Below are 13,333 nucleotides of genomic sequence, written 5' to 3'. Positions count from 1 at the left end.
TTTTGTGTAATCTCTATTTCTATTTTATCATCTTCAAGGTATTTTTCCTTATTATGAGAGTAAACAATAGGTGTTATTATTATTTTCTTTTCTGTTCCATTAAGTTCAAAATTCTCGTACACTGTATTATTGGATATACCAGAAATTCCTCCGGAAGTAACCCCATTAGCTTTATTTAAAATTTTTCCGTTGTTATCTTTTATTGATAAAAAGTATTCATCAGACGTATTACCTTCTACCTCCATTTTAACTTTTGAAGATACAGGAGATATCCTTATCTCACTAATCTTAAGTTTACGCTTTTTATTTCCTTCACTAATATCAATTGTCTTATCAATATTAATTACTTTTATATCATTAGATATATTAGAACTATTTAATGTTGTATTAAATTCCCAATCACCAAGGCTCTTACTTAACAGTGATCCCTTTTCGGTTTTAGATTCACCTATATCAAAGTCTTTGAATTGAATCTTTAGATTATAATCTTTATTTTTTTCTAGATTATCAAGTATCTCAAAGTCAGTATCAACTATACCGTCTCCATCAGTATCAATTCTAGTTAAATCAAGCCTATATAAAAATTCTTTTTTCTTTTTATCTTTTACATCTCTTGGCATAATACCTCCACCTTGTCCAGGAAAAGAAATATCTCCTATTGTAACAATTGGTAAATCTGGCATAAGATCCTTTTTATTAATACCACGCTCTTTAAAATCAAAGTTGCTATAATCCATACTTAAACTTATAATTAATTCCCCATCATCAAGCATTACATCTCCTAAATTAAGAACTAATCCATTTTTTTCTATTGACTGATTTCCTTCAAATTTGTACTTATCAAACTCACTATAATCTTTACCTAAAAAAGATTCTATATGATTTACTAATATATCAATATATGCCCAAGTAGTCTCCTTACTTAAAGCTACAGATCCTAATACAAGTGTTGCTGATATACTTGCTGCAATTAATTTTTTATTTATTTGCTTTCTTGACTTTAACTTAGATTTCATTATATTTTTCATTTTTTCATTATCAGTTTTAACTTCATTATATCTATCAAATTGAATTTTTTCGTTATTTAATACTTTATATTTATCTATCACTTTACTTTCCTCCCTCTTTTAATAAGATTTTTCTTATTTTCGACCTACCCCTAGATAATTTACTATGTACACTGGAAATTGCTAATTTTTTATTATTTGCGATATCTGCTACGCTTTCATCTTCTAGATAGTATCGTCTAAATATTTCTTCATCTTCTTCTGATAAGAAGTCTAATGTCTCATTTAATTCCTCTTGAATTTCTATTTGTAATAAATTTTTATCTATATAATAAGTTTGTTCATCTAAACTAGATGTCTCTATCTTATTTAGATATTTTCTTTTGTAATCAATTGCTTTGTATTTGGCTATTGCACATATCCAATTTTTAAAAGAATTTTTATCTTTTTCAAAACCCTCTATATTATCCCAAATAGCTAATAAAGCATCGCTGACACATTCTTCTTCATAGTTAATTAATGTTCCTAAATGAAACCTAACAATAGAAGTAAGAAGAGCATTGTATTGGTCTATTAATATTTCCATTCCTTTTTGATTTTTCTTTTTTATGTATTTAATTATTAATTTATCTTGCAAATTAATTCCTCCTAACCGTAAAAGCTTTTACACTAATTAATTCGTAAACGAAAAACAAAAACTTGCAACTTTTATAAAAAAATAAAAATATTTAACCTCTATATAAAAACTTATTTAAAGATATATAGTAAAAAAGCCCTTATAATCCATTTATTTAGATTATAAGGGCTTTAACTTTATTTTAAACTAACTAGGTTTTATATATTGAAACTTAACGAATAGTTTGGAGAATTTTCAATATGATAAATTGTAAATAAAAATATATTTTTTATTTCTTTTGAGGTTTGTATGCAGTAGCAAAAGGTTCTATTTATTTACTGCATACTTAATATAAATTGAAAAAACTATATATTAAAATTCAACTGATGCACAGTTGTCACCAGATGCAAAAGTCATTTTCTTTATATTTAATTTATCTTTTAGTAATGAGTAAAACACTTCTATTAAGTTCTCACAAGTAGCAACTTTCTTAACTACTACAAGTCTACATTCTGGATAAGCTTTTGCAAGTTCATTGTCTATAGCTAATCCTATATTAGTGTTATCTGGTGCACCATCTTTTATACCTTGATTTTCATATACCTTTAATACTTCAGGTAGTAAAGGATCATTCTCTTGTAAAATAAGAGCATGGTCAAAGTTTTTAAGATAATTCCATGCAGCAGCCTTTATATCATTACAAGGTACAACAAATCCATTTTTTTCGTTTACATTACCCTCTACTTCAATTACTAAGTTACCTTGGTGACCATGTAAGTATTGTGCTTCTCCTTCATACCCTAAGAAACGGTGTGCATATTGTATGTTTAATCTAGTTATTGATCTCATATTTTTACTCCTTTTAAATATTTATTTTTATTAATAGCTTTGCTTTTAACTTTTAAAGTTTAGCTGTCACTTAATTACTAGTTAATTTAGTCGACTAATTAATTAATAATAATAACGATTACTATTATTATGTTTTTAAAATATAAAAATGTCAATACTTTTTTATTTTTTTTTAAATGTTATTGACTATTATATTTATTTACTTTAATATTAAATATATCTAATAAATAGTAATAGTTACTATTATTAAAATATAAGGAGGTACATTTATGAATTTAAAGGGAAGTAAAACAGAACAAAATTTAATGGATGCTTTTGCTGGTGAGTCTCAAGCAAGAAATAAATATACTTATTATGCATCTCAAGCTAAAAAAGAAGGATATAACAAAATAGCAGCTATATTTGAGGAAACTGCTCATAATGAAATGGTTCATGCAAAACTTTGGTTTAAACTATTACACGATGGTGTTCCGGCAACAGAACAAAACTTAAAAGATGCTGCTAATGGTGAAAACTATGAGTGGGTTGATATGTATGAGCAATTTGCTAAAGATGCAGAAGAAGAAGGGTTCACTAAAATAGCATTTATGTTCAGAGAAGTTGGTAAAATAGAAAAGGAACATGAAGAAAGATATTTAGAATTACTTAAAAATGTTCAAGAAGAAACAGTATTTGTAAAAGAAGAATCAGTAGAGTGGAGATGTAGAAATTGTGGACATATCCATGTAGGACCTAAGGCTTTAGAAAAATGTCCTGTTTGTGATCATCCAAAGGGGTATTTTGAAATAAGATCTGATAAATTCTAGTTTAATGAGATTCTCAAAACAAAGACAAGCAATACTAGATATTATATTAAATAGTAATAATCACCCTACTGCTGATTATATATATTCAGAATTAAAAAAAGACTATCCTGAATTAAGTCTAGGAACCGTTTATAGAAATTTATCTTTATTGTCTGAAAAAGGTTTAATACAGAAAGTAAGTATTCAAAATCATTCAGATATGTTTGATAAAAATCTAGACCACCATGCTCATATAGTTTGTTCTATTTGTGGTGAGGTATGTGACATAGATACAGGTTTAATAGATAGTATTATGTCTAATATATCTAATGATAATAATATATTAATAAAGTCATATGATATTACATTTGATGGTATTTGTAATAAATGTAAATAAAAAAGATTAAATTATAATAAAAAATAAGGCTTGGATTAAAACTTATTTTCTTGAAGCCCTATAGTTAAAAAGCTCTTAGAATCCGTTTATTTTGACTCTAAGAGCTTTAACTTTATTCTAATTACATAAAAGTTTAATTTATTTTTTTATATTATCAATAAATCTAACCATTTGATGAATTTTTATCATTTCTATACTTATGTTTTAAATTAATAGCAATTGCTATTGCAGTTGCTATTGCAAATTCACTTAATATTATACCTGGATTCCATATTTCAAAATAGAAGCGACCAATAATATAGATAGCGAATGCAATTAAATATGTTGCAAGACAACTTAATACAATAAATCTAACCCTATCATTTTTTCTTTCTTTTTCAACTAAATGTTGTTGTTGCTTCTCTAATATTTCTGTTCTAATTGATATTTCATCTATTTCAGATGGTTTTAAAAGATAATCTATCGTAACATTAAATATTTTACTTAAAGCTATTAACTTTTCTGTTTCTGGTACTGATTGACCTGTTTCCCATTTTGACACACTTTGTCTTGATACATTAAGTTGCTCCGCCAAATGTTCCTGAGATAAATTATGTGCTTTTCTTAATTTTAAAATTTTTTCAGATATATCCATTTTTATTCCTCCTTAACCTTTATAATAAAATCTTAATAAATATGCAGGTTGCATGCTATCAATTTGACTATATTTTTTGTCAACCTTGAGTTGCATCCTTGTATTATAAGTATTTTACTTAACTTTTTAGTACTGATAAAGTAAATCAAGTACTTATTAAAATTCTAGTATAAAAGTCCTTAAAATCCATTTATTTGAAAGTACATAAAAATCCTAAAGTGAAATTTTAAGATTACTTAATTTTATACTTTCTTATCAAAGCTTACATTTTAAGAAAGTATATCAACCTATTAGGACACATACTTTATCTTTAAAAACAAGAACTATAAAAGCTATTATAAAAAATATTAAAGACATAATTAAAGAGCCTAAAAACAAACTTAACAACCCCTATTTTAAAAACATTATACTATAATTTAGGATTATATCTACAGAGAGTTTTTAAAAGATGTAAAATTTTATTGATTTTTATGAAGGGGTAACTAAACACGGAAACTAAGATTAGATTAACAATAACTTTTAAAACCAATGGTAGAAAAAATATAAGAACTTTGAATCACTTTTTAACTAAAATTTAATTTCATTAGATATCTTAAGTTTTAGTTCATTTGAAATTTTAATTACATCTACTGCTTATAGTTGTGGTACTCCACATAACATAATAGATAAAACTAATATAGTTATCTTTTTTAATATTTTGAAAAAATCAAAAAATCCCACAAAGTTAGAGGTGAGTTTAATAACTTTATATATATTTCTGGGTATTATATATCCAAATATGTATAATTTCTTATAGCTTTATTATTTTTTAATTTATAATACTTTCCATTATTCGTCATCTATAAATCTTTAGGTATTTTTTACTATTTCTTTATTCCAAATATACTTCGGTATATTTAATGAATAATTCAGGATAAGTTATTATATAATACTATGAATTAATCTAAATATGGAGATATAAAAGGTTCAATGAACAGATTATTATCTTTAATTAATCGTATTGCACTATCACATTTGTTATCTGCTCCAATATACATATAATAATCATATCCAAAATGCACATAAAATGAATTGCTTCCAGTTAATTCACACCATATATTATCCCTTAGTATTTGTTTAACAGCTTCTTTTATTTGTGTTCTTGATAATAACATACCTTCTTTAATTGTATTTATAAACTCATTATCATCATCACATTTTATTTCTAAACCAACAACATTTAGGCTATGTATATTATTACATTCCATAAGAGTTAATATTGAATCAATATATGCTTTTTCATATTTTAAATACTCTGACATTGTAAATTCTAAATCATTAAAAACATTACCTATATCACTAAATGATATCCATTCATCCTTTATATAGTACCCATTTTCGTCACGATTTAATGAATTATACTTTGTAACTCTCCACATATAGTTCATTGACTAATCTCCAATTCTTCTTAAATTTGCATCATATATTCTCAATCTTATTTTTTACTCCCATAGATTCTTTATTGACTCTGCCATTTTCTATGAATGTACCTCTAGAGTAATGATTTAATATAAATAAGGTGCAACTTTAAGCTACACCTTTATCCACGTTACTATTTTTTTAGAATCTTAGCTAAGTCTTTAGCAAAATAAGTTATTATTATATCTGCTCCAGCTCTTTTTATAGACATCATAGATTCATATATAACACCTTCATCTAATATTCCATTTTTAATGGCTGATTTAAGCATTGCATATTCTCCACTAACACTATAAGCTGCAAGAGGTAAATCATATTTATCTTTAACTCTTCTTATAACATCCAAATATGATAGTGCAGGTTTTACCATTAATATATCTGCACCTTCTAATGCATCTAACTCAGATTCTATTAACGCTTCATTACTATTTGCAGGGTCCATTTGATAAGTTTTTCTATCTCCAAAAGACGGTGCAGAGTTTGCAGCTTCTCTAAATGGTCCATAGAATGTAGAAGCATATTTAACACTATATGACATTATAGCGATATGCTCAAAACCTTCTTTATCTAAAGCATCCCTCATAGCCTTTATTCTTCCATCCATCATATCTGAAGGAGATACCATATCTGCTCCTGCTTTTGCATGGCTTACTGCTATTTTAGCTAAAATTTCTAAAGTTTTATCATTATCTACATATCCATTTTCCTTTAATATACCACAATGACCATGACTAGTATATTCACACATACAGACATCTGTAATAACATTCATGTTACTATCTATCTCTTTTATTTTTCTAATAGCTCTTTGAACTATACCATTATCATTATATGATTCACTTCCACATACATCTTTTTCATGGTCGTGAGGTATACCAAATAATATTACATGCTCTATACCTAATTCTTTTAATTCCTTTATTTCATCTTCTAATCTATCTACTGAAAAATGATATACATCTGGTAAAGATGATATTTCACTTTTTATATTTTTTCCTTCAACTATAAATAAAGGGTATATTAAATCTTCTACATTTAACTTTGTTTCTCTAACTAGGTTTCTTATAGAACTATTAGCTCTTAGTCTTCTTGGTCTTCTTAACATTTGTTTCCTCCAAACTTAATCTATAATTTATATCTCATAGATTAATTTTTATCCTCAATAATTGTATTAATCATAGAATCTATAGTAGCTTCTTCTGATTCTTTATAAACATTTATATTTAATTCTTTTGCTGTAGCTGAAGTGATAGGTCCTATAGATATAACTTTTATATTTTCTAATTTATGTAAGTTCTCACTTCCAATTATTTCTACGAAATTACTTACAGTAGATGAACTTGCAAAAGTTATATAATTAATATCTCCTTGGTTTAATACATCTAATACTTCTTCCTGTTTAGATGTATCTACTACAGTTTCATAAGTATGGATTTCTTTAACTTCACATATTTCACTTATTTTATTTACTAAAAAATCTCTGGCATTTTTAGCTCTTGGCATTAATACTTTATCATTTGCATTTAGTAATGGCTTTAATTCTTCATATAAATATTCAGCTACGAATTTTTTAGGTACTATATCTGCATTAATTCCTCTATTCTTTATTGCTTTTGCAGTAGCTGAACCTATTGCACATACTTTTAAATCAGATAGAGATCTGCTATCAAGACCCATTTCATCTAATTTATCAAAGAATATATCAACTCCATTTGTACTAGTAAGAACTAAGTATGTATATCCTTTTATATTTTTTATTTCATTTTCTAATTCTGTGTTATTCTCTATTTTTTCTATTTTAATAGTTGGCATTTCTATAGGGTTTCCACCTAAATCTGCTATCTTTTCTACTAAAGAACTACTTTGAGTTCTAGATCTAGTTACCATTATACTTTTACCAAATAGAGGTTTATTTTCAAAGAAGTTTAATTTTGATCTTAATCCTACTACATCTCCTACTGCTATAAGTGTAGGTGGCTTAACATTTTCTCTAAGTGCCGTTTCATATACATTTTCTAGTGTAGATATTACTACTCTTTGATTATATCTTGTAGCCCAACTTATAAGAGCTACTGGTGTATCTTTGTCCTTGCCTTCTTTAATTAAGTTATCACTAATCTTTTTTAAATTAGCAACTCCCATTAAGAATACAATAGTCCCTTTGTTATTTGCTAAAGCATTCCAGTTAAGCTCTTCATTTTCCTTATCATCATCTCTTAAATGTCCTGTTATAACATGGAAAGAAGATGCATAGTCTCTATGAGTTATAGGTATACCTGCATAACAGAGACCTCCTATAGCAGAAGTTATTCCTGGTACAACTTCAAAATCTATACCTTCAGAAACTAAAACTTCTCCTTCTTCTCCACCTCTTCCAAATACGTATGGATCTCCACCTTTTAGCCTAGTAACTATTTTACCTTCTTTAGCCTTATCTGCTATAACTCTATTTATATCATCTTGAGGTAGAGCATGATTACTAGATGCTTTTCCAACATATATAAATTCACAATTTGGCTTTGCCTCTTTTAAGTAGTTAATGTTAGCTAATCTATCATAAACTATAACATCAGCTTTTTTTATACATTCTAATCCTTTTAATGTTAATAACTTATAATCTCCAGGACCTGCTCCTACTAAATAAACTTTACCCTTCATAGTTTTCATACTCCTTTGAAATTAATTGCGCTAGTTCAAGACCTAATTCTCTAGCTTTAGATGCTTGTCCACTTATAGACTTAATAACCAGTTTAGTTCCTTCTTCGTCTCCATATAATCCTACTAAATCTATGTTTTCACCTTCTACTGTACAGTACGCTCCCATAGGAATATGACAACTTCCATTGACTCCGTCTAAAAATCCTCTTTCTGCTTCAACTTGGATTTTAGTTACATCATCTTTTAAGCAGTCTATTATTTTTTCTATCTCTATATCATTATCTCTAATTTCTAAGGCTAATGCTCCTTGTGCTGGTGCTGGTATCATAATATCTACAGGCAAGTATTGACTTATATTATTATGAAGACCGGCTCTTATCAATCCTGATGCAGCAAGAACTACTCCATCTAAATTTTCATCTTCTATTTTTCTTATCCTAGTATCTATATTCCCCCTTATAGATACTATATTTAAGTCTGGTCTATATTTTAATAATTGATATTTTCTTCTTTTGCTACCTGTACCTATTGTAGCCCCCTTAGGTAAATCTTCTAAGTTTGAATATCCTTCTTTTAATATAAGAGCATCTCTTGGATCTTCTCTTTTAGGTATACTTGCAAACTTTAATCCATCTGGAAGATTTGAAGGCATATCTTTCATGCTGTGCACAGCCATATCAATTTCTTTATTTAATAATTGCTGTTCTATTTCTTTTACAAATAGGCCTTTATCTCCTATTTTATCTAGGCTTACATTTTGAATTAAATCACCTTTAGTTTTTATTATCTTAACTTCAAATTCAACATTAGGATATTTTTTCTTTAATTCATTTACTACCCAATTAGTTTGTGTTAATGCAAGCTTGCTGCCTCTAGTTCCAACTACAATCTTCATGAGTTAATCTCCTTTTGTCTTTTATCCAACTTTATTTTCTTTATTTAATAGTGATTTATTTTCTTTATTTACTAATATAGTAGAGAAATATGATATTTTTTCTTCTATATTAACTTCTCTTAAGTCTGTATATACAACTTCTCTATCTTGAGATGAGTTGCTTACTAAAATTGAATGCTCTATAAGACCATTTTTTTCAAGCTTATCTACTATTTCTTTAAAGTTCTTATAAACCTTCATTAAAACTATAGAACTATAATTTTCTAATGCATAATCTATTCTGTCTTCTTCCATTGTACAAGGTATTATTATTAACGGTTCTCTATCCATCACTAATGGGAAGTTTTGATTAGATGCAATGTTAGAGAAAGATGATATTCCTGGTATTGTTTCTACATCTATACTTCCTATAAGTCTTTCCATTATATATACATAAGTACTATATATCATAGGATCTCCTAAAGTAACAAATCCTACATTTTTCCCACTCTTTACATCTTCAACTATTTCATCAGCAACTTTATTCCAAGCTACTATCTTTTCACCATCATTAAAGTTCATTGGGAAGTGTCTTGATTTTATCTCTAAACCTTCTGGAAGATATTCGCTTACTATAGATAATGCTAAGCTTTCTCCTCCTTTTTTAGCCTCTGGTGTATATAATATATCTAAATTCTTTAAAGTTTCAACTGCCTTAACTGTAACTAATGAACTATCTCCTGGTCCTGTTCCTATTCCATAAAATTTAGCCATTTTTCTCTCCTCCGTTAATTAACATATATTTTCTAATTCGTTTAATTTTTCTATACAATCATGAGCATGATTCATAAATTTATCTTGAATATAAGGATTTTCTCCTAATCCTTTTAAGTGTATTTTTACATTAAATCCATTTTCCTCTAATACAGTCTTCCATGAATCATCTTCATCACCTGCCATATCATTTATAGCATGATCTCCTGCAACTAACATAAAAGGCATTAAATTTACTGTTTTTATATTATTTTCTTTTAATCTATTTATAACTTGTTCTAATTCTGGATATCCTTCAACTGTTCCAACGTATGCATTTATTCCAGCATCTCTTAACATGTACTCTAATGTAGGATATGATGAATGAGATTCATGGAATGTTCCATGTCCCATAAATACTACAGCTTCATCTTCATCCATTTTAGGAATTTGAGTTTCTATAGCATTTACTGCTTCTTTATAATCTTCTATATATGTTAACAGTGGTCTACCTAATATTACTTTATCAAATTTATCTTTATAGCTTTCTATTTGTTCTTTTAATTTATTGAATTCTTCACCGCATATTATGTGAAGTGTTTGAACTATTACTTCTTTATATCCTTCATTATGTAATCTATCTAATGCTTGAATTGGATTTTCTATTTCTATCCCATCTCTATTTTTTAATTTTCTTATTATCATATTTGAAGTAAAAGCTCTATAAAAATCATACTCTGGTAATCCTTGCTTTATTTTCTTCTCACAAGCCTCTATTGTTTTTTCTCTAGTTTCTTTATAACTAGTTCCAAAGCTAACTACTAAAACTGCTTTTTTCATACTCAATCCACCTTATTTTATATTTATATTATTTGATCTATATCATTGACATCATTTATTACTTTAGGATATGGTAACATCTCTCTTTGTATAATTACTACTGGTATATTAAGTGTTTCACAAGCATCAACCTTTTCTAAAAATCCTCCAGCTATTCCACTTTCTTTAGTTATAACTATATCTATATTGTAATGTTTATAAAATTCCTCATTTATCTCCTGACTAAATGGTCCTTTCATAGCTATTATATTATCTGCATTTAATCCTAAATTTTCACAGCTAAGTATTACCTCACTTGTAGGTAATACTCTAACTATTAAGTTTCTATCTGGTATATAATCAACAATCTGAGGTAAATTCTTACTTCCTGTTCCTATAAATATATTGTTTCCATTCTCTCTAGCTATTTTGCAAGCCTCTTCAGTACTAGTAACGATGTACTTATTTTCATAAGCGATCTCTTCTATTAAAGATTTTCTTTCATATCTTGTATAATCTAAGTTTAACTCTTTTGCACACTCCATAGCATTTTTAGATACTTCTATTGCATAAGGATGAGTTGCATCTATTATTTTATCTATATTTTTTTCTTTTATAAAATTTATCATATCCTCTTTTGACAGCTTTCCTACTATGACTTCTTTTGCGATTTTTCTAGCAAGGTCTTCTCCATAATTAGTTGTAACTGAGAGAATATAATCTAAATTACTGCGTTTATTTATTTTGTCACATATTTCTAAACTGTCGCTTGTTCCACCAAAAACTAAAATCATACTGTATATCCTCTTGGTGTTATCATTAAGTCTTCATGTATAAATGTAGATTTATTTCCGATTATAACCATAGTAGTCATGTCTACTCTTTCAAAGTCCATAGTATCAAAAGTGCAAACAAATTTTTCTTCTTTTTCTCTTCCTACATCTTTAACTATTCCAACTGGAGTATTTCCACCTTTAAATTCACCCATTATTTCAAATGCTTTAGCTAAGTGCTCGCTTCTTCCCTTACTTCTTGGGTTATATAAACAAATAACGAAATCAGCTTCAGCTGCTAATCTTAATCTTTTTTCTATAACTTCCCATGGAGTTAATAAGTCACTTAAACTTATATGGCAAAAATCATGCATTATTGGTGCTCCAAGTATTGCAGCTGCACCTATACTTGCAGTAACCCCTGGAACAACTTTAACTTCTACTTTTTGCTCTTCTTTAGAAGTAAGCTCAAGTATAAGTCCTGCCATTCCGTATATTCCTGCATCTCCACTACTTATAACTGCAACTTTTTTACCAGTTTTAGCTATTTCAACTGCTTGCTTGCATCTGTCTATTTCTTGTCTCATACCATTTTGTACTACTTCTTTACCATCTATAAATTCAGTTATTAAATTTATATAAGTTTTATATCCTACAATAACTTCAGCATCTTCCATAGCTCTTATAGCTTCTAAAGTCATCATTTCTTTACTTCCTGGTCCTATTCCTATTACATATATCATAGTTTTGATCTCCCTATCGAAAATGTTATTCCTTTATATTTATGTTTTTCTATTATTAAATTTCCATTACTTAGTATATGTGCTACCGGCTCTGCTACACAGTAAACACCAACGTTTTTCTTTACAAATTCTGATTTATCAAATAAATAATCAACTTTTGAAATTTCATCTTTAGAAAAAGTTTTAAACTCCACATCTAAATCCTTTGATAAATCAATAATTGCTTTTTCATCCTTTTTTACATCAATACTTCCAATTACTTTTAATGATTTTATGTCAATATTATTATTATCAAAAAAATCAACGAATGACTCTTTAAGTAAATTGCTGTCGGTATCCCTTCTACAGCCTACACCTAAAACAGAATCTTTAGGTATAACTTTTATAAATTTATCTTTATCTAATGTTTTTAAACTAATATTATCAATACTATTTTTATTGCTTATAATTACTACTTTTTCAAAACCATTATCTTCATTTAAATTATTTAATATTTTGAATCCTCTAGTATCAACTATGTAATCTCCATCAATATAAATTCCAACATCTTGATTATTTACAAGCATAGAATTTACATCTTTTACATTTTCTCTAAAATCGTCAATATGAGCATTTAATTTTTTAGCTATCATATCTAGTGAAGATTTTTGATTTACATCAGTAGCCGTTGTTATAACAGGGTTGGCTCCTATTAAATTACTTATATTGTTAGTTAATTCATTAGCCCCACCCATATGCCCACTTAGTAAGCTGATTATGTTTTTTCCTTTTTCATCAGTTACTAAAATTGCAGGGTCACTAAACTTATTAACTATATAAGGTGCTATAACTCTAACCACAATTCCAGTAGCCATTATAAATAGTATAGATTGATAGTTAATAAATAAATCTCCGACTAACTCACTTACCTTTTTTTCTACTAAAAATAGACTTGGATTAGTACTATCATTACTAAGATTATTTTTTT

Annotated in this window: 15 protein-coding genes; 2 read left to right on the top strand and 13 right to left on the bottom strand. The window is 27.4% G+C overall.

Annotated elements, in window-relative coordinates; translation table 11 throughout:
- The 3 genes from JWF52_RS16815 to JWF52_RS16805 all read right to left on the bottom strand — a co-directional run.
- Positions 1-1,109, bottom strand: a 1,109-nt coding sequence (locus tag JWF52_RS16815; protein WP_208334652.1) for a DUF4179 domain-containing protein, incomplete at its 3' end; no start/stop codon positions are given.
- Between the two features lies 1 nt (position 1,110).
- Positions 1,111-1,644 carry a sigma-70 family RNA polymerase sigma factor gene (locus JWF52_RS16810; protein ID WP_208334651.1) on the bottom strand — a complete coding sequence of 178 codons (534 nt, stop codon included), beginning with the start codon at positions 1,642-1,644 and terminating at the stop codon, positions 1,111-1,113.
- Positions 1,645-1,995: 351 nt separating this feature from the next.
- Positions 1,996-2,472 carry a 6-carboxytetrahydropterin synthase gene (locus JWF52_RS16805; RefSeq protein ID WP_208334650.1) on the bottom strand — a complete coding sequence of 159 codons (477 nt, stop codon included), beginning with the start codon at positions 2,470-2,472 and terminating at the stop codon, positions 1,996-1,998.
- 269 nt (positions 2,473-2,741) lie between these two features.
- Here JWF52_RS16805 and rbr point away from each other — a divergent pair, with 269 nt between their 5' ends.
- Both rbr and JWF52_RS16795 read left to right on the top strand, forming a co-directional pair.
- On the top strand, positions 2,742-3,278 hold the full coding sequence (gene rbr / locus JWF52_RS16800) for a rubrerythrin (protein ID WP_208334649.1): 537 nt from the start codon (positions 2,742-2,744) through the stop codon (positions 3,276-3,278).
- 4 nt (positions 3,279-3,282) lie between these two features.
- A complete protein-coding gene (locus JWF52_RS16795; RefSeq protein WP_208334648.1) occupies positions 3,283-3,654 on the top strand; it encodes a Fur family transcriptional regulator in 372 nt (123 codons plus the stop codon).
- A 163-nt stretch (positions 3,655-3,817) separates the two neighbouring features.
- On the opposite strand, the gene JWF52_RS16790 is transcribed toward JWF52_RS16795, so the two are convergent.
- The 10 genes from JWF52_RS16790 to cbiG form a co-directional block, all read right to left on the bottom strand.
- The gene (locus JWF52_RS16790; RefSeq protein WP_208334647.1) at positions 3,818-4,288 is read right to left on the bottom strand and encodes a helix-turn-helix domain-containing protein; all 471 of its coding nucleotides are present in this window, start codon (positions 4,286-4,288) and stop codon (positions 3,818-3,820) included.
- Between the two features lie 938 nt (positions 4,289-5,226).
- Positions 5,227-5,715: a hypothetical protein gene (locus JWF52_RS16785; protein WP_208334646.1), complete on the bottom strand. Its 489-nt coding sequence runs from the start codon at positions 5,713-5,715 to the stop codon at positions 5,227-5,229.
- A gap of 164 nt (positions 5,716-5,879) precedes the next feature.
- Complete coding sequence (gene hemB / locus JWF52_RS16780; RefSeq protein ID WP_208334645.1) at positions 5,880-6,851, bottom strand: porphobilinogen synthase; 972 nt, start codon at positions 6,849-6,851, stop codon at positions 5,880-5,882.
- A gap of 41 nt (positions 6,852-6,892) precedes the next feature.
- Entirely contained in the window at positions 6,893-8,404 is a 1,512-nt protein-coding gene (gene cobA / locus JWF52_RS16775; RefSeq protein WP_208334644.1) for a uroporphyrinogen-III C-methyltransferase, read from the bottom strand.
- On the bottom strand, positions 8,394-9,299 hold the full coding sequence (gene hemC, locus JWF52_RS16770) for a hydroxymethylbilane synthase (protein WP_208334643.1): 906 nt from the start codon (positions 9,297-9,299) through the stop codon (positions 8,394-8,396). The genes cobA and hemC overlap by 11 nt, the downstream gene beginning before the upstream one ends.
- A gap of 21 nt (positions 9,300-9,320) precedes the next feature.
- Positions 9,321-10,052, bottom strand: coding sequence for a cobalt-factor II C(20)-methyltransferase (locus JWF52_RS16765; RefSeq protein ID WP_208334642.1), 732 nt, complete (start codon positions 10,050-10,052; stop codon positions 9,321-9,323).
- Between the two features lie 18 nt (positions 10,053-10,070).
- Positions 10,071-10,871: a sirohydrochlorin cobaltochelatase gene (locus tag JWF52_RS16760; protein WP_208334641.1), complete on the bottom strand. Its 801-nt coding sequence runs from the start codon at positions 10,869-10,871 to the stop codon at positions 10,071-10,073.
- A gap of 23 nt (positions 10,872-10,894) precedes the next feature.
- Entirely contained in the window at positions 10,895-11,644 is a 750-nt protein-coding gene (gene cobK / locus JWF52_RS16755; RefSeq protein WP_208334640.1) for a precorrin-6A reductase, read from the bottom strand.
- Complete coding sequence (gene cobJ, locus JWF52_RS16750; protein WP_208334639.1) at positions 11,641-12,366, bottom strand: precorrin-3B C(17)-methyltransferase; 726 nt, start codon at positions 12,364-12,366, stop codon at positions 11,641-11,643. Before cobJ ends, cobK begins: the two co-directional genes overlap by 4 nt.
- A partial coding sequence (cbiG, locus tag JWF52_RS16745; protein ID WP_208334638.1) for a cobalt-precorrin 5A hydrolase occupies positions 12,363-13,333 on the bottom strand: 971 nt, incomplete at its 5' end. The genes cobJ and cbiG, both read right to left, overlap by 4 nt.

Source organism: Clostridium sp. CCUG 7971 (assembly GCF_017590215.1).
Lineage (GTDB): Bacteria > Bacillota > Clostridia > Peptostreptococcales > Peptostreptococcaceae > Faecalimicrobium.
Note: the sequence above shows the minus strand (reverse complement) of the source record. Positions and strands in the feature narration are given on the sequence as shown.